This window comes from Mesorhizobium sp. M8A.F.Ca.ET.208.01.1.1, assembly GCF_004791315.1.
Lineage (GTDB): Bacteria > Pseudomonadota > Alphaproteobacteria > Rhizobiales > Rhizobiaceae > Mesorhizobium.
On record NZ_SRUT01000001.1, the window covers coordinates 1,051,776 to 1,073,770 of the forward strand.

Genomic DNA, 21,995 nt, shown 5'->3' on the forward strand with positions numbered 1-21,995 from the left:
TCAAAAATCGTTTGGGCCGGCCGAGTTTCTTATCGGGAACTGACCAGAATTCCCGAAACACGCCGTCCTTGATGTCTGATTCATGGCGTCGGAGCTCAGTTTGCTCACGCAACCCTGCTCTTGCTATCGGCGCGGGGATGGCTGGCTCAGCCGGCCTTCTCCAACTCGCCACGCGCCTTGGCGGCCGCCACCTGGCGGATCGCATCAGCCAGCGTGTCCGCGTCCTGCGCGCCCATCACGGCATATTTGCCCTCGATCAGGAAGCACGGCACGCCTGTGATGCCCATGCGCGACGCGGTGGCGATTTCCGTGCGAACCGCTTCGACATCGGCATCGCTCGGCAACAGCGTTTCAACAACAGAGGCATCCATGCCGGCCTCCCGGGCGGCTTCGACCAGCACGGTGTGGTCGCCGATGTTGGCGCCTTCCTCGAAATTCAACTGGAACAGGCGGCGCACCAGCCGGTTCTGGACGTCCTCGCCGGCGGCCCCGGCCCAGCGGATCAGCCGATGCGCATCGAGCGTGTTCGGCGCCACCTTGATGGCATCGAAGGCAAAGGAAATGCCCTCGGCTTCGCCAAGCGGTTCGATGCGGGCGTGAATTTCGCGAATGCGCTCGTCGCTGCCGAACTTGGCCAGCATGTATTCCTGGCGGTCCTTGCCTTGCGGCGGAATGGTCGGATCGAGCTGGAACGGCCGCCAGCGTATGTGCACTTCGACATCACCGGCAGCCGCCACCGCCTTGTCCAGCCGCTTCTGACCGATGAAGCACCACGGGCAGACGACGTCCGACACCACATCGACGGTTATGGCGTTCGCTTCGCTCATCTCTATCTCCGGATCTTCAGTTCGGTTTGCGCCACCAGGTCGGCAGCTGATAACCGAATATGGGCGTCTTTCGCGGATGTTCCAGATAATTCCAGTAAGCAAGCCACTGTTGCGTGTTGTACTGCATCGGCACCAGGTAATTGCCGGAGATCAGCAGCCGGTCGAGCACGCGGACAGCGGCGACATAATCCTCCTTCGAACGGGCTCGCAGCATTGCGTCGATGGCCGCATCGATCGCCGGATCGGCGACGCCGGCGAGATTGAACGATCCTTCGGTCCTGGCCGCTGCGGACGACCAGCGCCCGATCTGCTCGATGCCGGGGGACAACGAGTTGTTGAAACCGCTGGAGCCGATCAGCACCTCGAAATCGAAACGCTGCTTGCGCGACTGGATCTGGTCGCCGTCCAGGCTGCGTATGCTGACGTTGATGCCGATCTTCTCCAGTGTACGCTGATAGATGCCGGCCAGGCGCTCTTCGTCCTGCGATGCGGTCAGTATCTCGAAGCCGAAAGGTTTGCCGTCGGGATCGAGCATCGTGCCATTATTCACGTGGTAGCCGATGCTTTTCAGAAGATCGAAAGCGGTCTTCAGCACCTTGCGGTCCTGGCCAGAACCGTCCGTCACCGGCGGTTTCCAGGTGCCGTCCATGACGTCGGCCGGCACGCGGCCGGGGTAGGGGGCCAGAAGCGCCTTTTCCCTGTCGTCAGCCGGATGGCCGAGCGCTGAAAGCTCGGAATTCTGCCAATAGCTCATCGTGCGGGTGTACTTGCCGCCGAACAAATTCTTGTTGGCCCATTCGAAATCATAGAGCATGCCGAGTGCGCGCCGAACCACCGGGTTGGAAAATTTCGGCAGTCTCGTGTTGAACAGGAACCCGGTCACGACGGGCGGGATGCCGGTGTCGAAGGTTTCAGAGATCACGTCGCCTCTATGGAAGGCGGGAAAGTCGAGATCGCGCTCGCGTTTCACCGGGTCGCCGTCGTCGTCGATGGCGCAAAGCCCCTTCTTGAAGGCTTCGAGCTTGGCGTTGGCGTTGAGAAAATACTCGATGGTGATCTGGTCGTAGTTGTCGAAACCGCGCTTGGCGGGAACGTCCTTGCCCCAGTAGTCGGGGTTGCGCTTGAAGACGATGCGCTGGCCGGGCGTCACCTGTGCGATCCTGTAGGGACCGCTGCCGATCAACGGCTTCAGTGTCGTCTTGTCGAAAGTATCGATGTCGAAAGCGTGCTTGGGGATGATCGGCGTCAGCGCGATGATCAGGGGAAACTCACGATCGGCCTTGTCGTTGAAGGTGAAGCGCACGCTATGGTCGCCGGTCTTTTCGAGCTTGGCGATCCTGGCCATGCGGTCGCTGTAGGGTGGCCGGCCTTTCTGCGTATAGGCATCGTAAGTGAACAGCACGTCTTCCGGCGTCACCGGTTGACCATCCGACCATTTGGCATTTGGGTCGAGATGGAACTCGATGCTCCTGCGCTCGGGATCCATGTCGGCGGTGTCAGCCAGAAGTCCGTAGAGAGTAAAAGCCTCATCGGCACTGCGCTGCATCAGCGGCTCGAACACCAGATTGCCGAAGATCGTGTCCATCATGCCGCGCGCCGTCGTGCGCAGGCTTTTGAGGATGAAGGGGTTGAGATTGTCGAAGCTGCCGACGACGCAATAGGTGATGCTGCCACCCTTCGGCGCGTCGGGATTGACGTAGCTGAAATGGGTGTAGTCCGGCGGCAGGACCGGTTCGCCCTGCATCGCAATCGCGTATTTCGGCTCCGACAACGCCGGTGGCGACGACAGGGTGAAAAACGATAGTGCGGTGACCAGCCAAACAAGAACGCGGCCCATGACCGTCTCCTTAACAGGTCGGCTTGATGATTCGGTCCGCACCCTAGCATGGGGCAACTGCGTGGCGGCCAATGGCGTCGTCAAGAATTACAAGTGAGCGGGCTGGATTCGACGCCGCTTGCAGTGTAACACGCCGTCCGAAGTCATTCTGTTGCCTCATTTTGGCAACAGGTAGCTGGACCATACGGCACGAAAAAGCCGGTCCCGGGATCATTGAGAGGAAGTGCACGACATGACGAGCCTGAACAGCAACGCGTACCGCCTGTCGGTCATGGCCGCAGGCGTGGTTGGCTTTCTCGGCGCAGGACTTCCCTCTGCTTCCGCCCAGCAGCAGCCGCAGATACCGCAGGGCTGGTTCAAGGCCTGCACCAAGCAGGAAGACGTCGACATCTGCAACGTCCAGAACATCGTCACCGCTGGCAATGGCCAGCTTGTCACCGGCGTCAGCCTGATCGAGCTCAAGGGCAAGGTGAACCGCAAGGTGTTCCAGGTGACGGTCCCGACCGGTCGCCTCGTGCCTCCCGGCATCGGCCTGCAGATCGACACCGGCAAGGCGCAGAAGCTCGACTATGTCATCTGCTTCCCGGATCGTTGCGTGGCGGAAGTGCCGCTGACCGACCAGCTCGTCGCCTCGTTCAAGAAGGGTCAGGGGATCACGCTGACCTCGATCAATTTCCAGAACCAGGCCAACCCGATCAAGATCGCATTGCAGGGCTTCAGCGGCGCCTATGACGGCCCCCCGCTGCAGCAGTCGGACATCGAGGACCGGCAGAAGAAGCTCCAGGACTTCGTCGCCAAGAACAACCAGGATTTCGCCAAGAAGCTCAAGGACGAGCAGGACAAGGCGAAGACCGCCAACTGATCAGGCGTCGGGTCGTGTCAAAAAAGCGGGGTCATGCCCCGCTTTTTTCATTTCTGGCCGTACCCGGTATGCCGGAAGTCAGTGCCTGGACTGTCGTTTCGGCGCGTAGCGCCCGTCCGGCTTCTTGTCGAACATTTCCTTGATCTGCGGATGGCGGACGGGTTCTCCCGACTGATCCTCGAGCAAATTCTGCTCGGACACATAGGCGATGTATTCGGTTTCCGAATTCTCGGCGAGCAGGTGGTAGAACGGCTGGTCCTTGCGCGGCCGTACGTCTGCGGGGATGGCTTCGTACCATTCGTCGGTGTTGGCGAATTGCGGATCGACGTCGAAAATGATGCCTCGGAACGGGAACAGCCGGTGGCGAACCACCTGTCCGATCGCGAATTTGGCCGTTTTCATCGCACTCACCACTGAATTCCTTGACTTTATTTGGCGCAGACTCCGCATCAATTCAATCCCAAGCGTCTGAGCGCCTTCAAAATACGCGGAATGCGCAACAAAGGTTTTTGATGAACGTCGCGATACCGCGGCAAAATCCCAGAATGGCTACCGCTGCCGCGTCGGCTTCCGAAGGCCACCTGCAAGCGCCGCAAAGCCGCTGCCGGGACGAAGCCCTTCGCGCATGAAGAAAGCGCGCAGCGGTGCAAAGCCGCCGAGCACACCGAGACCGGCGCCGCGCGCCATCTGTGCGGGCAACATGTCCGAAAGCAGCGATATGTTGAGCAGATTGACAGCGCTGCTGCGCGCCAGAATATCGGGCCGGCGCTTGAAATCGTATACGGCAAGGGCAGCGGCAGCCCCCGGATCCTCACGATTTTCCCGCGCGATTCCAACCAGATCGTCGATATCCCTGATGCCCAGGTTGAGGCCTTGCGCACCGATCGGCGGGAATACGTGCGCCGCTTCGCCGACAAGCGCCACCCGCTGCGCCGCGAAACGCAGGGGGGTCACCGTCGACAACGGATAAATCTGGCGGCCCGGCTCCACGGTTACCCGGCCCAGCATCGACTGCATCTGCCGTTCGACCCGCAGCGAGAGCGTTGCGTCGTCCAACGCGGAAAGCTCCTTGGCGGTCTCAGGCTTGACCACCCAGACAAGGCTGGAGCGATTGCCCGGCAGCGGAACCTGCGTGAAGGGGCCAGTCTCGGTATGGAACTCCGTCGAGGTGAAGCCATGTTCCCGGCTGTGGCCGAAATTGAGGACGAGCGCCGCCTGAGGGTAGGCGCGCGCCGCCGTCGAGATGCCCGCGGCCTCGCGGGCCGGCGACAGGCGGCCATCGGCAGCGACCGCAAGCGACGCATCGATCTCGCTGCCGTCAACCAGCGCGGCATGAGCTTTGGCGGCGCCGAGATGCCAGGCCTTCACCATCGATCTGCGCCATTCGATCCCGGAATTCGCGGCCACCTTGCCGGCAAGCGCGGGTCCAAGGATGCCGTTGGGCAGGTTCAGGCCGAACCGTTCCTCGTCGATCTCGCTGGCGCGGAACGTGACGACGGGACTGCGGATCAGCCTCCCGGTCGCATCGACAATACGCATCACCTTCAGGGGGGCGGCCTCGGGCTCGATGTCCTGGAGCACGCCCAGCCGTTCGAGCACTTTCAGGGCAGGCGTCATGAGCGCCGTGGTGCGACCGTCGGGAGCCGAAACCTCAGGCCCGGCAATCGTCACCGGAAAGCCGGCATCGGCGAAGTCGAGTGCGGCGATCAATCCCGCCGGCCCAGTGCCTGCGATCAGTATCCGCGCTGTTTCCTGATGCTCCAAGATCGGCTTCCGGCTTGCTATGCGAGGCGGCCATCAGACCTGCCAGTCGAGAGAGGCATATAGGGCAGATCATGCCGCTTGATCAACGCGGCGATTCGGCCCATTCGAGTGTCATGACCGGCCAACAGGACGATTTCAGCCACCTCGACCGCGCCGGCCGCGCCACGGCAAACGTCGCGCGCAGGCCGCGCTTGACGGTCAACGTCGTCGTCGGTGCAAGCATCGCCCTGGCCTGGCTGCTGCTTGCCGCGATGGCGATTCGCGGCGCCGAGGCGCAGATCAGCGCGCCAGGCGGCACTTTGTTGCGTGACCTGCCGCAACTGCCGTTACCGGCCGTGCTCGAACGGTTCTTCGCACTCTGCCTTTCACCTGCGCCGCTGGACGCAAGCATCGGCCCACGTACCCTGGCGCTCATCCTCATGTGGTTTCTCATGGCGATCGCCGCGATGCTGCCATCCGCGGCGCCAATGATCCGCACCTATTGCGAGATCGCCGATACGGCGCGGATCAAGGGGGAGCCAGTCGTCCATCCGCTGGTGCTGGTTGCCGGCTACCTCAGCGTCTGGCTTGCCGCCTCGATGCTGTTTACGGCACTGACACTTGCCGTCCACGCATTCGCCGCCTCCGGAGGGATATTCGATCCGGTGCTTGGCGTTGCCGGTGGGCTCGCCTTGCTGGTTGCCGGCCTCTACCAGTTCAGCGGCCTCAAGGAGGCCTGCCTGACGAAGTGCCGGAACCCGTTCTCGATCCTGTTTGCGAACTGGAGCACGAGCGCCGCCCGCGTCTTCCGGCTCGGCGTCGCGCAAGGCATCTGGTGCCTCGGCTGCTGCTGGGCATTGATGCTGGTGATGTTCGCAGTCGGCGTGATGAACGTCTTCTGGATGGCGCTGATCGGCGTGTTCACCCTGATTGAAAAACAGACGACAGGCAGTCTTCCAACCCGGCTGGCTGGTGCGATACTGCTTGTCTGGGCAGCCGCGCTGCTAGTAGTCTCGCTATGAGTGGGGGAAATTCGATGGCAGAGCAGAGCTGGGCAATGAAAGGAGAGCTCGTACTCTCCTGCAATTGCACGGTTTTTTGCCCTTGCGTGCTGTCGCTTGGCAACCATCCTCCGACCGAAGGCTACTGCCAGACCTGGGCGGGTTTTCGTATCGACGCCGGCCATTTCGGCGAGGTCGACCTCTCCGGACTCAATCTTGGGCTGATCATGGAAATCCCCGGTTACATGAGCCGTGGCAACTGGACCGCGGGCTTGTTCATCGACGTCAGGGCGTCGGTCTACGCGGTCAAGGCCTTGACCAAGATCTTCACCGGCAAAGCCGGCGGGACCACGTCGCTGCTCTCGATCCTGGTCGGCAAATTCCTGGGCGTCGAACAGGTGCCGATCACCTACCAGACACGCGACAAGACGCGTATTTTCCAGATACCGAAGATCATCGACGGGGCGGTCACGCCAATCGCGGGCAAGGACCGCGAGAAGGACACGGTGATCACGAATTCCGAATACTGGATCGCGCCGGAGATCATCGTGGCCAGGTCCGACAAGAGCAAGATGCGGGCCTTTGGCCGCAACTGGAATTTCGCCGGCCGTTCGGCCGAGATATGCAAGCTGGATTGGCGGGGCCCGTGAGGAAGAACACAAAGGCCCGCAAGATCGCCGAGAAGATCACGGAACGGATTCCGCGACCGAAGAAGAAGGTCACCTGGCCGCAGGCGCGCGCGTTTTCGGTGCATTTGCTGACCGCTTCCGGTTCGTTCCTGGCTTTCCTGTCGCTGGTGGCGGCGAGCGAGGAGCGCTGGACGGCCATGTTCTGGTGGCTGGGGCTGGCGCTGTTCGTTGACGGTATCGATGGGCCGATCGCCCGAAAGCTGGAGGTCAAGGAAATCCTGCCGACCTGGTCGGGCGAACTCCTCGACAACATTATCGACTATGTGACCTACGTGCTGATCCCGGCCTTCGCGCTCTATCAGCGCGGTTTCATGGGCGAAGGCCTGTCGTTCCTGTCGGCGGCGATCATCGTGGTCTCAAGCGCGATCTACTACGCCGACACCGGCATGAAGACGAAGGAGAATTTCTTCAAGGGATTCCCGGTAGTCTGGAACATGGTGGTGTTCACGCTGTTCGTCATCGAGCCGGGACAATGGGTTTCGTTCGCCGTGGTGGTGGTGGCCGGCATTCTGACTTTTGTGCCGATAAACTTCATCCATCCGGTGCGGGTGAAGCGGCTGCGGCCGATCAATCTCGGCATGACGCTGTTGTGGTGCGCCTTCGGCGCGCTTGCGCTTGCGCAGGCGGCGCTCGCCGCCTTCTACGACGAGATCGGCGTGCTGGGTGAGCAGGTCAGCACTTTTACCAAGATCGGTATTACCATCACGGGGCTCTACCTGGCCTGCATTGGCGGCATCATGCAGTTCTTTCCAAAACTCGGCGCCAAAAAGGCCTGATCAGCCGCTCTTCAAGGAATCCTGTCCATGTCCAAAGCCATCCGAATCCACGCCAATGGCGGCCCCGAAGTCCTGACTTACGAGGACACCGATCCCGGCCAGCCCGGTTCGGGGCAGATCCTGATCAAGCATACCGCGATCGGTCTCAACTTCATCGATGTCTATCATCGCTCGGGCCTCTATCCGCCGCCCGGCGGATTTCCGCTCATTCCCGGCAGCGAAGCCGCCGGCGTGGTGCTGGAAGTCGGCCAGGGCGTCGACTGGTTGAAGCCGGGCGACCGGATTGCCTACGCCGTGACGACGGGTGCTTATGCGCAAGAGCGCGTCATCGATGCCAGCAAGGTCGTCAAGGTGCCGGACGGCATCAGCGACGAACAGGCCGCTGCCATGATGCTGAAGGGCATGACCGCGGAATATCTCCTGCGCCGGACCTTCAAGGTCAAGGCAGGCGACACGATCCTGTTTCATGCCGCGGCTGGTGGCGTCGGGCTCATTCTAGGCCAATGGGCAAAACACCTCGGCGCAACGGTCATCGGCACCGCCAGCTCCGCCGACAAGATCGAACTGGCCAAGGCACACGGCTTCGACCATGTCATCAACTACAAGGAGCAGGATTTCGTCGCCGGCGTCGCAGCCATCACCGGCGGCAGGAAATGCGACGTCGTCTACGATTCCGTGGGTAACGACACATTCCCGGCCTCGCTCGACTGCCTGAAGCCGCTCGGCATGTTCGTCAGCTTCGGCCAGTCCTCGGGACCCATCCCGCCGTTCTCGATGTCGCTGCTGGCGCAGAAGGGCTCGCTGTTCGCAACGCGGCCGACACTGTTCGTCTACAATGCAAAACGCGAGGACCTCGATGCCTCCGCCGCCGCATTGTTCGAGGTCGTGCTCTGTGGTGCCGTCGAGATCAAGATCAATCAGCGCTATGCGCTGAAAGACGCGGGCATGGCGCATCAGGATCTTGAGGGACGCAGAACGACAGGCACGACCATCCTGGTTCCCTGACGATAGTCTGCCTTGGTTTTCAGCGTCCCGCCGCAGCCGCGGGCTTGGTTTGCACGAAAAGTCGGCCAGCCACATGCTTGTGCGAGGCAGGCTGATCTTTGCCCTTGAGTTTCCGCTGAAATTCTTGAAGCTCTTTCAAGTCGGGTGCTGCTTTCGCACGAGAGCCGGCCGCGCATACGATGCTTGCGGGAACACAGAACATGTCCGGTAATCCGGATGGGAGGCACTGTGAGTGCAAATCATGATGGAGCGAACCTGCTCGAGGTTCGTGGCCTGACCAAGATATTCGGCACGCTGACGGCGTGCGACCATATCGACCTCAACATCGCCAAAGGTGAGATCCACGCTTTGCTCGGCGAGAACGGCGCCGGCAAGTCGACGCTGGTCAAGATGCTGTTCGGCTCGCTCGAGCCCAATTCCGGCGAGATTTTCTGGAACGGCCAGGCGGTGCGGATCACCAGCCCGGGGGCTGCCAAGAAGCTCGGCATCGGTATGGTGTTCCAGCATTTTTCGCTGTTCGAGGCGTTGACGGCCGCCGAGAACATCGCGCTGTCGCTGGATGACGGCTCGCCGATCAGCAGCATCGCGGCCAAGGCGAGGGCGCTTTCCTACAGCTACGGCCTGCCGCTCGATCCGGAATCGCTGGTCGGCGACCTTTCGGTCGGCGAGCGCCAGCGCATTGAGATCATCCGTTGCCTGCTGCAGACGCCGCAGCTCATCATCCTGGACGAGCCGACATCGGTGCTGACGCCGCAGGAAGCCGACAAGCTGTTCGAGACGCTGGAGCGGCTGCGTGCGGAAGGCAAATCGATCCTCTACATTTCGCACCGTCTCGAAGAGGTCAAACGCATCTGCGACCGCGCCACCGTGCTGCGGCACGGCAAGGTGGTCGGCCACTGCAACCCGCGCGAGGAGACCGCCTCATCGCTCGCCCGCATGATGGTCGGCAGCGAAGTGCAGGCCGTGGTGCGGGCGCCGGTCGAGGGGATCGAGACCACGCAGCCGCTGCTCGAAATCCGCGGCCTCAGCCGCAAGCCGGCAACGCCGTTTTCCATTCCGCTCAAGAACATCAGCCTCAATGTCCGCGCCGGCGAGGTGATCGGCATTGCCGGCGTCGCCGGCAATGGCCAGGGCGAGTTCTTCGAATCCGTCTCCGGCGAGGTTTTGCAGCAGGATGCCGCCTCGGTGCGCATCCGCGACAAGGACGCCGGCGGCCTCACCATCACCGGGCGGCGCCTGCTGGGAGCGGCGTTCGTGCCGGAAGAGCGCCTTGGCCATGGAGCGGCACCGCGCATGAAACTCTCGGAAAACCTGCTGCTGTCGCGCCATGCCACCGACGGCAAGGCTTTTGTCGGCACCGGCGGCATGGTCAAGAGCGGCGCCGTCTACGCCGCATCGCAACGCATCATCGAAGCGATGGATGTGCGCAAGAGCGCGCCGGATCCCGAAGCGGCGGCACTTTCGGGCGGCAATCTGCAGAAATTCATCGTCGGCCGCGAGCTCGACCGCCGCCCAAGCGTGATGGTGGTGAACCAGCCGACATGGGGCGTCGACGCCGGAGCCGCGGCGCACATCCGCCAGGCCTTGATCGAGCTCTCTCGCAGCGGATCGGCCGTACTGGTGATCAGCCAGGATCTGGACGAGCTGTTCGAGATATCGGACGCGATCGCGGTCATGCACAATGGCGAGCTCTCGAAGCCGATGCCGATCGCCGAAGCGACTTTCGAGAAGGTCGGCTTGCTGATGGGCGGCGCCGAACCCGGCCACGCCGAACATACGCTGGAGACGGCATGATGCGCCTCGAACTCGTCAAACGCCCGCAGCGCTCGGCGCTGTTTTCGATGCTGTCGCCGTTCATCGCCTTCGCGCTGACCATCATTGCCGGCGCCATTATGTTCGCGCTGCTCGGCGTCAACCCGCTCAACGCGTTCCATATCTACTTCATCGAGCCGATCAGCCAGGTCTGGCAATTGCACGAGCTGGCGATCAAGGCAGCCCCCCTGATCCTGATCGCGGTCGGCCTGTCGGTCTGCTACAAGGCCAACATCTGGAACATCGGCGCCGAAGGCCAATTCATTTTCGGTGCCATCTTCGGCTCCATCATTCCGGTGCTGTTTCCGCAATTCGAAGGCCCGCTGGTGCTGCCGCTGATGCTTCTACTCGGCATGGTCGGCGGTGCGGCCTATGCTGCGATCCCGGCCTTGCTGAAGACCCGGTTCTCCACCAACGAAATCCTTACCAGCCTGATGCTGGTCTATGTCGCGCAACTCTTCCTCGACTGGCTGGTGCGCGGGCCGTGGCGCGATCCGCAGGGACACGGCTTTCCACAAACGATCCAGTTCGGCGACTCGGCGGTGCTGCCGGAACTGATGCCCGATGCCGGGCGCGCCAATTGGGGCTTCATCTTCGCGCTGGTTGCCGCGGTGCTGATCTGGATCCTGATGGGCCGCATGCTCAAGGGTTTCGAGGTCCGCGTGCTGGGCTCCAGCCCGAGAGCAGGGCGTTTCGCCGGCTTTGGCCTCAACCGCATGGTGTTCTTTGCCTTCCTGCTGTCGGGAGCACTGGCCGGCCTTGCCGGCATCTCGGAAGTCTCAGGCGCCATCGGGCAATTGCAGCCCGTGATTTCGCCCGGCTATGGCTTCACCGCTATCATCGTGGCCTTCCTCGGTCGCCTCAATCCGCTCGGCATCGTCGCCGCCGGCCTGGTGCTGGCGCTGACCTATCTCGGCGGCGAGGCGGTGCAAAGCGCGCTCGGCATTTCCGACAAGGTGGCGAGGGTGTTCCAGGGCATGTTGCTGTTCTTCGTGCTCGGCTGCGACACGCTCATTCATTACCGCATCCGATTGATCGGCCTGGCGCTGACCAAACAGGAAGTCCCCGCTAAGCTCGAGGCCGCGCCAAAGTTGAAGGAAGCCCGCTGATGGACATTACCGTCAACATCCTCCTGACCATCGCCACGGCGGCGACGCCGCTTTTGATCGCTGCGATCGGCGAGCTGGTGGTCGAGCGTTCCGGCGTGCTCAATCTCGGCGTCGAAGGCATGATGATCATGGGGGCCGTCGGCGGTTTCGGGGCCGGCTACCTGACCGGCTCGCCCTGGATCGGCCTCCTGGCGGCAGTCATCATGGGAGCGCTATTCTCGCTGCTGTTCGCCGTCATGACGCTGTCGCTGGCCACCAACCAGGTGGCGACCGGATTGTCACTGACGCTGCTCGGCCTCGGCCTCTCCGGCATGATCGGAACGCGCTTCGTCGGCCAGCCTGGCGTCCGGCTACCCAACCTTGATATTCCCGGCCTCAGTTCGCTTCCGATCGTGGGCAAGCTGCTGTTTGGCCAGGACCCTGTGTTCTATATTTCGATCGCGCTGACGGCCGCGGTGATGTGGTTCCTGTTCAAGACGCGTACCGGGCTGACGCTGCGCTCGATCGGCGACAGCCACACGTCAGCGCATGCGCTTGGCATCAAGGTCATCCGCTATCGCTACCTCGCGGTCATCTTCGGCGGCGCCTGCGCCGGTCTTGCTGGCGGGCATCTGTCGCTCGTCTATACGCCGCAGTGGGTCGAGAACATGTCCGCGGGCCGCGGCTGGATCGCGCTCGCACTGGTGGTGTTCGCATCCTGGCGGCCGTGGCGGGTGCTGGCCGGCGCCTACATCTTCGGCGCGGTGTGGATCGGCCAGCTTCATGCACAGGCTTTTGGCATTCCGGTGCCCTCGCAGATGCTTTCTTCTCTGCCCTATCTGGCAACCGTCGTGGTTCTCGTTCTAATCTCGCGCAACAAGCGTCTGACGATGATGAACACGCCGGCATCCCTGGGGCAGCCATTCGTTCCGGATCGTTGACAACAAGAACAAGACGGGAAGCTCCAAGGCTTAACTCAGAGAGGTAACACAATGAAAAAACTGCTTATTGCCCTGATGACCACGACCGCCGCAATGTCGCTGGCGGCGTCCGCGCAGGCCGCCGACAAGTTGAAGGCGTGCTGGGTCTACACCGGCCCGATCGGCGATTTCGGCTATTCCTACCAGCACGACCAGGGCCGCCTCGAGGTCGAGAAGGCGCTCGGCGACAAGGTCGAGACCGCCTATCTGGAGAACGTCTCCGAAGGCCCAGACGCCGACCGTGCTTTCGAGCGTCTGGCGCGCGAAGGCTGCAAGATCATCTTCGGCACCTCGTTCGGTTTCATGGACGCCGAAGTGAAGGTCGCCAAGAAGTTTCCCAAGGTGATGTTCGAGCACGCCACCGGCTACAAGACCGGGGATAATCTCGGCATCTACAATGCGCGCTTCTATGAAGGCCGCTACGTGCTCGGCCAGATCGCCGCCAAGGAATCGAAGTCCGGCGTCGCCGGTTACATCGTCTCCTTCCCGATCCCGGAAGTGGTGATGGGCATCAACTCCTTCATGCTCGGCGCGCAATCGATCAACCCGAACTTCAAGGCCAAGATCGTCTGGGTGAACTCGTGGTTCGATCCGGGCAAGGAAGCCGACGCCGCCAAGGCACTGTTCGACCAGGGCGCCGACATCATCGTCCAGCACACCGACTCGACCGCTGCCCTGCAGGTGGCCGAAGAGCGCAAGCTGCACGGCTTCGGCCAGTCGTCCGACATGATCAAGTTCGCGCCGAACGCGCAGTTTACATCGCTGACCGACGAATGGGGTCCGTACTATATCAGCCGCGTACAGGCTGCCATCGACGGCAGCTGGAAGCCGGACAATGTCTGGCTCGGCATCAAGGACGGCGCGGTCAAGCTCGCGCCCTACACCAACATGCCCGACGACGTGAAGGCGATGGCCGAAGCGAGCGAAAAGAAGATCGCCGGCGGCTGGAACCCCTTCACCGGACCGATCGCCAAGCAGGACGGCTCGGCGTGGCTCAAGGACGGCGAGGTCGCCGACGACGGCACGCTGCTCGGCATGAATTTCTACGTCAAGGGCGTCGATGACAAGCTGCCGCAATAGACGGCAGAACATATTTCGATATGGAGAGGGCGCCGCGAGGCGCCCTTTTCATTTGGATGGAGAAGCTGGCGGGAGCTCAGACGGCCGAGCCGTAGAGGTCGTAAGCGTCGGCGCGCTCGATCTTGACGGTGACGATGTCGCCGGCGCGCATCGGGCGGCGCGACTGGATGTGGACCGAACCATCGATCTCGGGCGCGTCATATTTGGTGCGGCCCTTCGCAGAGGTGCCCTGCGCCTCGTCGATCAGCACCGGCAGACGCTTGCCGACCTTCCTGGCAAGCTGCGTCGCCGAGATCTTCTGCTGGCGCTGCATGAAGCGATGCCAGCGCGCTTCCTTGACTTCCTGCGGCACCTGCTCGAGGCCGAGATCGTTGGAACGGGCGCCTCTGACCGGCTCGTATTTGAAGCAGCCGGCGCGATCGATTTTCGCTTCATCCAGCCAATCGAGCAGCATCTCGAAATCATCGTCCGTTTCGCCGGGAAAGCCGACGATGAAGGTCGAGCGGATGGCGAGATCCGGGCACACATCGCGCCAGCCGCGAATGCGCTCGAGCGTCTTCTCGCCGTGGGCGGGCCGGCGCATGTTCTTCAGCACCTGCGGCGAGGCGTGCTGGAAGGGGATATCCAGATAGGGGAGGATTTTTCCATCGGCCATCAGCGGGATGACGTCGGCGACATGCGGGTAGGGGTAGACATAATGCATGCGCACCCAGATGCCGAGCTTGCCCAGTTCCTCCGAGAGATCGAGGAACTTCGCCCGCACTTCGCGATCGCCGAACATGGACGTCTGGTATTTGATGTCGATGCCGTAGGCGCTGGTATCCTGCGAGATGACGAGCAGTTCCTTGACGCCGGCCTTGGCCAGTTTTTCGGCTTCACGCAGCACATCGGCCGCCGGCCGCGAGACGAGATCGCCGCGAAGGGCTGGAATGATGCAGAAGGTGCAACGGTTGTTGCAGCCTTCCGAGATCTTCAAATAGGCGTAGTGGCGCGGCGTTAGCTTGACGCCCTGCGGCGGCAGGAGGTCGATGTAGGGATCGTGCGAGGGAGGGGCCGCCTCATGGACGGCGGCCATCACGCTCTCATAGGCCTGCGGTCCGGTGATCGCCAGCACGTTGGGGTGCTTCTCGCGGATCACGTCCGGCTCGGCGCCCAGACAGCCGGTGACGATGACCCTGCCGTTTTCCGAAAGCGCGGAGCCGATGGCGTTGAGTGACTCGTCGCGGGCGGAATCCAGGAAACCACAGGTGTTGACGACAACGAGATCGGCGCCGTCATGCTTGCGGGCGATCTCGTAGCCCTCGGCCCGCAGACGCGTGATGATGCGCTCGGAATCGACAAGGGCTTTGGGACAGCCGAGACTGACGAAGCTGACGCGTGGGGCGGACATGGGCAATTTTCCAATGGACGCGAACCGGAAACATCGATCCGGCCCGCAGTCTCGACATATAACGGTTTGCATGGCTCCTAGCAGGAGCTCAATTCGGGCGGCGCAATAGCACGGCTTCCTCAATCAGGCAAACGGAGCCCTGCGGCTCCGCCTGTGCGTCAGTGCCCGCTTGACCCGAACCAGGGTGACAGGAAGGCGAAATGATCGGGGAATTGCTGCACAGCCCCATCAAGCAGCATCTTGACCGCGACATAGAGGATGATGACCAGGCCGATATAGGCAATCCAGCGGTATTTGTGCAGCAGGCGCGCGACGAACGACGCAGCAAAGCCCATCAAAGCGATCGACAGCGCCAGCCCGACAATCAGCACCGTCGGATGGTTCATGGCCGCGCCCGCCACGGCCAGGACATTGTCGAGCGACATCGAGACGTCGGCGATGACGATCTGCCAGGCGGCCTGCGAGAAGGTTTTGCTCGGCCCCTTGCCGCCAATGACGCCATCCTTGTTGAAGTCGCCGTTCGACAGCGCTTCGGTGGCGTCGCGCTCCTCGTCGTGGGTGACCCGCAATTCGCGCCACATCTTCCAGCAAACCCACAGCAAAAGCAGGCCGCCACCGATAAGCAGCATGGGACCAATGGTCAGCAGCCATTGCGTGATCAGGGCGAAGAAAATGCGAAGAACGGTGGCCGCCGCGATGCCGACCAGAATGGCTCGCTGGCGTTGGCTGGCCGGCAAGCCTGCAGCGGCGAGGCCGATGACGATGGCATTGTCGCCCGCGAGCGCAAGGTCGATGGCGATGACCTGAAGGAGAGCCGAAAAGCCGGCGGCGGTAAATATTTCCATCGACCTGGAAGCCCTTCGTCGAGTGTTCGTCGTCGATCGTCCGAACGGGCCTAAAGGCATGGTCTGCTGGCGTCAAGCCGCAGCACCGGACAACGCTGGAAAACCATTTTCGTGGTGGTGGAATTACGGAAGATTCTCAACATGCGCCGGCGGCAAGCCAATGCGGGCAAGCCCGCGAGAACTAATCGTAGAGATTGTACTTCGGCCAGTCGGCTTGCGGGATCTCATCCCCGATCCGATAGCGGAGCTGGAGAACTTCCATATGATCCGGCCCCGTCTGGCATTTGAACTTCAGCCGGTACCACTGTCCCCTGCTGCGGAACGCCGCACCGGGGCTCCGGATGGCGTCGGCGCTCATCTCTGGCGTCGCGAAGGCGTAGGCGACGACGCGGTCGGCCTTGAACTTGCGATCATCATGGGTGATCCGGTCCAGGACTTCGGCATCGCAACGCTGCTCGAGGCGGGTCTGCGGATCAAGTTTCATCAGTCCGGAGCGCAAGGCGTTGTCCATCGCACTGGCCGGAAAAGCCAGCGTCAGGGACGCAATGGCCATCATGCATAGTGTCTTCATGGGCGGGACAAGCAGCATGTTTTGTCTGAAAAATCAACCAACAGGGGCGGTTCATGCTCGGCAAACCCCGGTATTCAGAGGCCGGGCGCAATCAAAATCTCGTGTCGGGCTTCATCATGCGGGACCTGCGGCCAACGAACCAGCGAGGCGCGGCCGGCATCGGTGAGATCGTAGAGACCACGCTCGACCCTTGCGAACCAGCCATAGACATTGTGCTGCAGAATCTTCGGCGCGATCGGCATCAGGCCTTTCAGATCGCGCGGCCGCTTGGGGCCGTCCGCAAGCGCGGCGGCGCAGGCGAGGGCGCTCTGCCGGTAGGCGGTCATGATCGGAGCGCGCGATCCGCCGCCGGCGACAGGATCGCCGCGGCGGCGCTGGTGCTCGTCGACAAGGCGAGATCGCCGTCGCGCATTCTTGCGTGGCGCCACGGCAATCGGACTGAGAAGCACTTCGACCCGATCATTGGCGGTTACGCCAATCAGGCCGAAGCCGAGCCGGCGGCAAAGGTTGCGGAACCTGGCATCGCTTTCGCGCCCCTTGCCCCGCGCCGACATGCGCGCCGCCAGCCACACTTCATCGCAAACAGCCGCACGGTCGACGCCCTGCAGAACCAGTTCGAGATTGAACTGCAGCTTCAACTCGCAGATGACGACGATCTGCGGCTCCCCTTCGCGCAACGCGACGATATCGCAGCCGCCGATTTCCCCCTTCACGACGAAGTCGAGATTTTCGAGGAAACGCTTCACCGGCGCATAGAGTGAGGTCTCGTTCATATCGCAAGGTCTAGCCGATTCGACATGAAAAGCCTCGCAGGCGAAATGGTGTGTCGCGTGCCTGGGCCAGAGCGGGGATTCCGGAAGCGGCGAGGCAGGGCTCAGGAATGAAGTTCTGCGAGGAAAGCCAACAGCACGCGGTTGAACTGGTCGGGACGCTGCAAGGGCGCGAAGTGACTGACCTCGGGCAGCATCACCAATTCCGATCCCGGTATGCTGCTGGCCAGATAGGTGGCGTGCTCGTCCTTGATAAACTCGTCGTGCTCGCTTTGGACGACCGCAACGGGCACGCGGATCTCTCCCAGCTCGGTGGCGCCATAATTGGGTTCGCTCTTCATCATCAGGCCGACAGCTTTGACAAATGCATCGAATTGATCTGGCGTGGCCGACAGCACCGCATAGTCCTTTTTGTGCCGGCTGAAACATCGCTCGATGACCGGACTGGCCTCGAAGTCCTTCGTGCCGCTGGGATCCATATTGCAGCCGAAGAAGAACACACCGGCGATGCGATCGGCGGCCTTCATGCCAAGGATCAGCGCAACGCAGGCACCATCGCTCCAACCTACCGCGATGGCCTTGTTCAATTGCAGGCGATCCATCACGGCCAGGACATCCGAGGCCATCAGCTCGTATTTGTATGGCCGTTCGTCGCGGGTGCTACGTCCATGGCCACGGCTGTCGATGGTGACGACCTGATAGCCGCGCTCGACCAATGATGGGACCTGAAATCCCCAATTGCCGCTATGGCCAAGGCCGCCATGCAACAAGATCACGGGAAACCCCGCCCCAAAGGTGGCGCACCAGATTCTCGCCCCCTCATGCTCCACATGGCCTTCGTCCGCCGCGGCCGGCAAAGGAGCGGCACCTTGCGCTTCGAATTTCGTGAGGTCGTCATCGCGATAGTCCATGCCGAAACAGCCTCGTGGCAAATGCGCAGCGCTTATGTTTATTGCCGGCACCCGCCGAGACCAACCCGCAAGGCAAACTCTGCTGCCATCAGGCGACACGACAGGAGATTGCATTGCCTAACGGCCGATATTGACCGCACCTCTTGTCGCCCGATCCTGGTTGTTTCGCGCCGGCTGATTTTCGTGGAGGGCTTCGCCGTCCGGCACTGCCCTACTCGATCGTGTCCTGCGGCGCCGCAGCGGATAGCCGATCTGTCCGAAGTAGCTGGAGGGGACTGGATCATCGACGCCATATTTCTCAGGCACTTTGTTGCCAGTCGCATTGTACGTGCCGAACACCACGTCGAGGAAGGGCAACTGTCCGGCGAAGTTCTTGTCGTAGGCTTCGCGCTGGTTGGCGTGGTGCCAGCGATGGAACTGCGGGCTGGCGATGAGCCACCTCAAGGGGCCGAACGGAATCCGCAAGTTCGAATGAACAAGCAGCGTGTGCCAGAAGTAGATGACGGAAAAGACCGCGATCGAGGCTTCGGAGAATCCGAGAAAAAAGATCGGTGTCAGCGAAATTGCCTTCGTGACTATGGCGTCGACGGGATGAGAGTGGAATGCACCGAGCCAATCCAATTCCTCAATGCCGTGATGAACCGCATGGAACTTCCACAGCGCGGGGATTTCGTGAAACGCGCGGTGTGCCCAATAGACGCCTATATCGGTAATCAGGATGATTTCGGCGACCTGCAGCCAGATGGGCTGGCCGCCGACCGCATGCGTTACCGAACGCGGGATCAGCATTGCAGCGGCTTCGAGTGCGTTGGCCGCTATCAGGATTATCACTGCCTTTACCACGAGGCCGTTGAACAGCACGTAGATCAGGTCGACACCCAGGCCCTTGCGCAGGATCTTCTGCGGTCGCTCGGCAAACAGATGCTCGAACGGAATGAAGATCAGCGCGCAGATCAACAGCCCCTTGATGCCAAAGATATCCATTCGACCGCTTATCGCCTTGCCTTTGGCCCAGCGCACCCCGCGCTTCAGCTCCCGAACAGAACCACATTTCTCCTTTCCAAAGGCTTGATGCTGGCCGCTTGTGTCGCTCCTCGCTTGTCATGTGGCAAACGCGCTCGCCGGGTGTCACATCCGTGTCGCAAGCTGGCGCTACTTGGTCGGCGCGCGCTTGTCGAACGCAGCGCAACGCGCGTCCTCCCAGGACTAACCCCTCCGGTCCCTGCCGGCGGGGTTTTTCATTTCCAGAACCATATCGTCGGTCGCGAGTTGTCCTTGCTATCATGGCATTACGATCAGCACAGGGACGCCCATGATGGACGCAAGTGAAATGAGTGCGATCGGCGACACCCTCATGAGGATCGTCACGCCCGGCATGTCTCCCAAGCAGCTTGTCAAAGCCGCCCGGAAGGCCCACCCCAAGGCCTCGAAGAAGGATATTGCCAGAGCAGCCTTCTTCTCGATCATCGCAAACGCGGATCAGGACATCGGCAAGGCCAGGAACCTGCAGGCATTTGCCATCGCGGAGCGCACACAGCAGTCGGACTGAGCCGGTCGCCGCTTGGCATGGCGTGGGCTTGCCGGCACGCCCTCATCGCCGCGCATATGCCGCCCGGCAGGCCGACATCACGGTATCGCGCAGCCAACGATGGGCCGGGTCGGCGTCCATGCGAGGATGCCACATCGCCGATATCTTGAACTGAGGAATGGGAAGCGGGAGCTCGAAACTCTCGAGACCTGCCGTGATGGCGTGGTCGCCTGCACTTGTGCTGCCGAAACACGAGCCCGGCACGGTCGCGACCAGATCCGACTGTCGCACAATCCGTATCGCATCGGGGTAGCCGGGCACGACAACCACGACGGTGCGTCCAAGACCGAGCTTCTGCAAGGCGCCATCGATCGGCTCGGCGACATTGCCTTCCCGTGACGGCGCATGGCTTCCGCTTGCCCATATCTGCGGTCACCCAACCAACGAAAGAGATCGCCCAATGCCCGCAAGGTTTTGAACACCCCGTCAGGTACAGTCCTCATCATCGGCGCGTCGCGCGGCCTCGGCCATGCAATGGCGGCCGAGTTCCTCGGGAAAGGCTGGAACGTCATCGGCACGGTCCGGGAAGGCGGCCGGACCAAGCTGCACGACCTCGCGGACGCGTTCGAAGGCCGGCTCGAAATCGAGACAGTCGACATCTGCGAACCCGATCAGGTCACGGCCTTGCGCGACCGGCTGTCGGGCGGGGTGTTGGACATAGTGTTCGTCAATGCCGGCGTGAGCAACAACCCGGCTGAGACGATCGCCGATGTGACGACCGACGAGTTCGTGCGCGTGATGATCACAAATGCACTCAGCCCGATGCGTGTTCTCGAGAGCCTGGCGCCATTTGTTCCAGCGACCGGCCTGATCGGCGTGATGTCGTGCGGGCAGGGGAGCATCTCCAACAACGAGACAGGTCAACGTGAGGTCTACCGGGGCAGCAAGGCGGCGCTGAACATGTTCATGCGAAGCTTCGCCGCCCGCCATGCCGCAACATCGCGTGCCATGGTGCTGATGGCGCCCGGCTGGGTCCGTACGGAGCTGGGATGGCCGGATGGAAGGCTGAGCATCGAGGAAAGCGTGCCGAGCCTCGTCAACGTTCTGCTTGCCAGGAAGGGAAGCCAGGGATTGCACTATGTCGACTATCTCGGACGCACCGTCCCCTGGTAAATCCCATCGCGATGCCTGCGCGGCGACGAGCGCCAGCTTGTCCGCGGCCACACGAAATAAAGTGGTACCGCGACCGCTGGCGGCTTCTGCATCTAGCCCTATTGAGCCGCCGTCATGGCGATGAGCTTTCGGACCTGGACGTACTCTACGCAGTGAACAGGAAAATCCGGCCGGGTGGCCTTCGCGCAGTCTTTCGCGGTGGCGACAGGTTCATTCAGCGGAACGCTCGATGCCTGCGTGGACGCTGATGAAAAAAGCAGCGTTTGGGTGGTCAATGCCGAGACGGCAGCGACTTGTATGAGAAGCGCGGCGAAGGCGATATTTTTGAGCATGCGCGACAACGCGCCTACCTGCTACAATGTTCCAGTTAGTCGGGCCGCTTTGGGGGCTTTCTTACTTCAACCGCCCATCTTGCGGCGGCGTCCCACGTTATTTCGGGCATTTTGCTCCCCCACGTCACCTGGTCGAAAGCGATTTTCCGGGCAGGGGTCACAGGCGTACATTGCCGTCGTTCTGGCGGGCCGAGAGCGATGAAACGGAGAACTACGTTTACGCTATAGCCCTCCAAAATTAAGGCACGAGCGAATGGCAACAATGGGGTGGGAAGCGGAATGGCAGATTTCGGGCGGGTATCCCAGAGAAGCTGCCCTTCATCTGGCAAGCGAGCATCAGCCGCAAAGCGTCCTGATATGGACCATAATCAACCGCCTTCCCCATAGCAGCTCCTCCCTTCGCACCGGGACGAGGGCGCTTATGAGGACGAAGCGGTGCGCGGCGTCACTTTGCCGTCGTCACCGCCCAAATTTCATCATTTGAACCTTTGAAAGCTATGAGCCTGATGGCATCATCGTTTACGCTGATGATGCCGTCCTTTTTTTACAACCAACTGCCGCCGTTAGATCGCACGCGATATGGATGCAAGAAAATCGCTTCGATCTTGTGAATGGCCCGATGCCGAATTGAAAGGCAAGAATGGAGGCTGTAACTTGCCATATTCTGTCCCCGATATCGCAAGGCCTTATCTTCCAACCTTATGGTGCGACGGTTGCCAACGGAGACATCGATCCAACACGAAGCGGGTGAATACGGCCGCGAGTTCTTCGGTAA

23 protein-coding genes are annotated in these 21,995 nt (G+C 61.7%); 11 read left to right on the forward strand and 12 right to left on the reverse strand.

Annotation, left to right across the window (positions count from 1 at the left end):
* Window positions 1–146: 146 nt before the first annotated feature.
* Window positions 147–827 carry a DsbA family protein gene (locus EN851_RS05190; protein ID WP_127278994.1) on the reverse strand — a complete coding sequence of 227 codons (681 nt, stop codon included), beginning with the start codon at window positions 825–827 and terminating at the stop codon, window positions 147–149.
* Between the two features lie 16 nt (window positions 828–843).
* Window positions 844–2,664 (reverse strand): extracellular solute-binding protein, encoded by a 1,821-nt coding sequence (locus EN851_RS05195; RefSeq protein WP_135928706.1) that lies wholly within the window; start codon window positions 2,662–2,664, stop codon window positions 844–846.
* 232 nt (window positions 2,665–2,896) lie between these two features.
* On the opposite strand from EN851_RS05195, the gene EN851_RS05200 reads away from it, so the two are divergent.
* Window positions 2,897–3,526 (forward strand): invasion associated locus B family protein, encoded by a 630-nt coding sequence (locus EN851_RS05200; protein WP_015317881.1) that lies wholly within the window; start codon window positions 2,897–2,899, stop codon window positions 3,524–3,526.
* 78 nt (window positions 3,527–3,604) lie between these two features.
* Here EN851_RS05200 and hspQ read toward each other — a convergent pair whose 3' ends face one another.
* Entirely contained in the window at window positions 3,605–3,928 is a 324-nt protein-coding gene (gene hspQ, locus EN851_RS05205) for a heat shock protein HspQ (protein ID WP_027142695.1), read from the reverse strand.
* 147 nt (window positions 3,929–4,075) lie between these two features.
* Window positions 4,076–5,290, reverse strand: a complete 1,215-nt coding sequence (locus EN851_RS05210) for a UbiH/UbiF family hydroxylase (RefSeq protein ID WP_135928707.1) — start codon at window positions 5,288–5,290, stop codon at window positions 4,076–4,078.
* A gap of 71 nt (window positions 5,291–5,361) precedes the next feature.
* On the opposite strand from EN851_RS05210, the gene EN851_RS05215 reads away from it, so the two are divergent.
* The 8 genes from EN851_RS05215 to EN851_RS05250 all read left to right on the forward strand — a co-directional run bounded on the left by EN851_RS05215 (window position 5,362) and on the right by EN851_RS05250 (window position 13,700).
* Window positions 5,362–6,291 carry a DUF2182 domain-containing protein gene (locus tag EN851_RS05215; protein WP_135928708.1) on the forward strand — a complete coding sequence of 310 codons (930 nt, stop codon included), beginning with the start codon at window positions 5,362–5,364 and terminating at the stop codon, window positions 6,289–6,291.
* Between the two features lie 14 nt (window positions 6,292–6,305).
* Entirely contained in the window at window positions 6,306–6,920 is a 615-nt protein-coding gene (locus EN851_RS05220) for a DUF1326 domain-containing protein (protein ID WP_135928709.1), read from the forward strand.
* Entirely contained in the window at window positions 6,893–7,735 is an 843-nt protein-coding gene (gene pcsA, locus EN851_RS05225) for a phosphatidylcholine synthase (RefSeq protein ID WP_127280773.1), read from the forward strand. Before EN851_RS05220 ends, pcsA begins: the two co-directional genes overlap by 28 nt.
* Before the next feature lie 27 nt (window positions 7,736–7,762).
* Window positions 7,763–8,740, forward strand: a complete 978-nt coding sequence (locus tag EN851_RS05230; RefSeq protein WP_135928710.1) for a quinone oxidoreductase — start codon at window positions 7,763–7,765, stop codon at window positions 8,738–8,740.
* Between the two features lie 216 nt (window positions 8,741–8,956).
* The gene (locus EN851_RS05235; RefSeq protein WP_189521766.1) at window positions 8,957–10,534 is read left to right on the forward strand and encodes an ABC transporter ATP-binding protein; all 1,578 of its coding nucleotides are present in this window, start codon (window positions 8,957–8,959) and stop codon (window positions 10,532–10,534) included.
* On the forward strand, window positions 10,531–11,661 hold the full coding sequence (locus tag EN851_RS05240) for an ABC transporter permease (RefSeq protein ID WP_127872425.1): 1,131 nt from the start codon (window positions 10,531–10,533) through the stop codon (window positions 11,659–11,661). The genes EN851_RS05235 and EN851_RS05240 overlap by 4 nt, the downstream gene beginning before the upstream one ends.
* Complete coding sequence (locus tag EN851_RS05245; RefSeq protein WP_135928712.1) at window positions 11,661–12,581, forward strand: ABC transporter permease; 921 nt, start codon at window positions 11,661–11,663, stop codon at window positions 12,579–12,581. The genes EN851_RS05240 and EN851_RS05245 overlap by 1 nt, the downstream gene beginning before the upstream one ends.
* A 51-nt stretch (window positions 12,582–12,632) precedes the next feature.
* Complete coding sequence (locus EN851_RS05250) at window positions 12,633–13,700, forward strand: BMP family ABC transporter substrate-binding protein (RefSeq protein ID WP_135928713.1); 1,068 nt, start codon at window positions 12,633–12,635, stop codon at window positions 13,698–13,700.
* A 76-nt stretch (window positions 13,701–13,776) separates the two neighbouring features.
* Here the strand turns inward: EN851_RS05250 and rimO are convergent, their stop codons facing one another.
* From rimO to EN851_RS05280, 6 genes are all read right to left on the reverse strand, one after another.
* Window positions 13,777–15,090, reverse strand: coding sequence for a 30S ribosomal protein S12 methylthiotransferase RimO (rimO, locus tag EN851_RS05255; RefSeq protein ID WP_135928714.1), 1,314 nt, complete (start codon window positions 15,088–15,090; stop codon window positions 13,777–13,779).
* A gap of 158 nt (window positions 15,091–15,248) precedes the next feature.
* Window positions 15,249–15,935 carry a TerC family protein gene (locus EN851_RS05260; RefSeq protein WP_135880350.1) on the reverse strand — a complete coding sequence of 229 codons (687 nt, stop codon included), beginning with the start codon at window positions 15,933–15,935 and terminating at the stop codon, window positions 15,249–15,251.
* Window positions 15,936–16,116: 181 nt separating this feature from the next.
* Window positions 16,117–16,524 carry a DUF930 domain-containing protein gene (locus EN851_RS05265; protein WP_189521767.1) on the reverse strand — a complete coding sequence of 136 codons (408 nt, stop codon included), beginning with the start codon at window positions 16,522–16,524 and terminating at the stop codon, window positions 16,117–16,119.
* Window positions 16,525–16,580: 56 nt separating this feature from the next.
* Window positions 16,581–17,279: a DUF2161 family putative PD-(D/E)XK-type phosphodiesterase gene (locus EN851_RS05270; protein ID WP_135928716.1), complete on the reverse strand. Its 699-nt coding sequence runs from the start codon at window positions 17,277–17,279 to the stop codon at window positions 16,581–16,583.
* Window positions 17,280–17,380: 101 nt separating this feature from the next.
* Window positions 17,381–18,187 (reverse strand): alpha/beta hydrolase, encoded by an 807-nt coding sequence (locus EN851_RS05275; protein WP_135928717.1) that lies wholly within the window; start codon window positions 18,185–18,187, stop codon window positions 17,381–17,383.
* Window positions 18,188–18,304: 117 nt separating this feature from the next.
* On the reverse strand, window positions 18,305–19,171 hold the full coding sequence (locus EN851_RS05280) for a sterol desaturase family protein (RefSeq protein ID WP_135928718.1): 867 nt from the start codon (window positions 19,169–19,171) through the stop codon (window positions 18,305–18,307).
* 331 nt (window positions 19,172–19,502) lie between these two features.
* On the opposite strand from EN851_RS05280, the gene EN851_RS05285 reads away from it, so the two are divergent.
* Complete coding sequence (locus tag EN851_RS05285; RefSeq protein ID WP_135928719.1) at window positions 19,503–19,736, forward strand: hypothetical protein; 234 nt, start codon at window positions 19,503–19,505, stop codon at window positions 19,734–19,736.
* A 42-nt stretch (window positions 19,737–19,778) separates the two neighbouring features.
* Here EN851_RS05285 and EN851_RS05290 read toward each other — a convergent pair whose 3' ends face one another.
* The gene (locus tag EN851_RS05290) at window positions 19,779–20,075 is read right to left on the reverse strand and encodes a hypothetical protein (RefSeq protein ID WP_135928720.1); all 297 of its coding nucleotides are present in this window, start codon (window positions 20,073–20,075) and stop codon (window positions 19,779–19,781) included.
* Window positions 20,076–20,189: 114 nt separating this feature from the next.
* Between EN851_RS05290 and EN851_RS05295 the strand changes: the two genes are divergently transcribed.
* A complete protein-coding gene (locus EN851_RS05295) occupies window positions 20,190–20,888 on the forward strand; it encodes an SDR family NAD(P)-dependent oxidoreductase (RefSeq protein WP_245520690.1) in 699 nt (232 codons plus the stop codon).
* A 98-nt stretch (window positions 20,889–20,986) separates the two neighbouring features.
* Here EN851_RS05295 and EN851_RS05300 read toward each other — a convergent pair whose 3' ends face one another.
* Window positions 20,987–21,220 carry a hypothetical protein gene (locus tag EN851_RS05300; RefSeq protein ID WP_127872417.1) on the reverse strand — a complete coding sequence of 78 codons (234 nt, stop codon included), beginning with the start codon at window positions 21,218–21,220 and terminating at the stop codon, window positions 20,987–20,989.
* Window positions 21,221–21,995 lie beyond the last annotated feature (775 nt).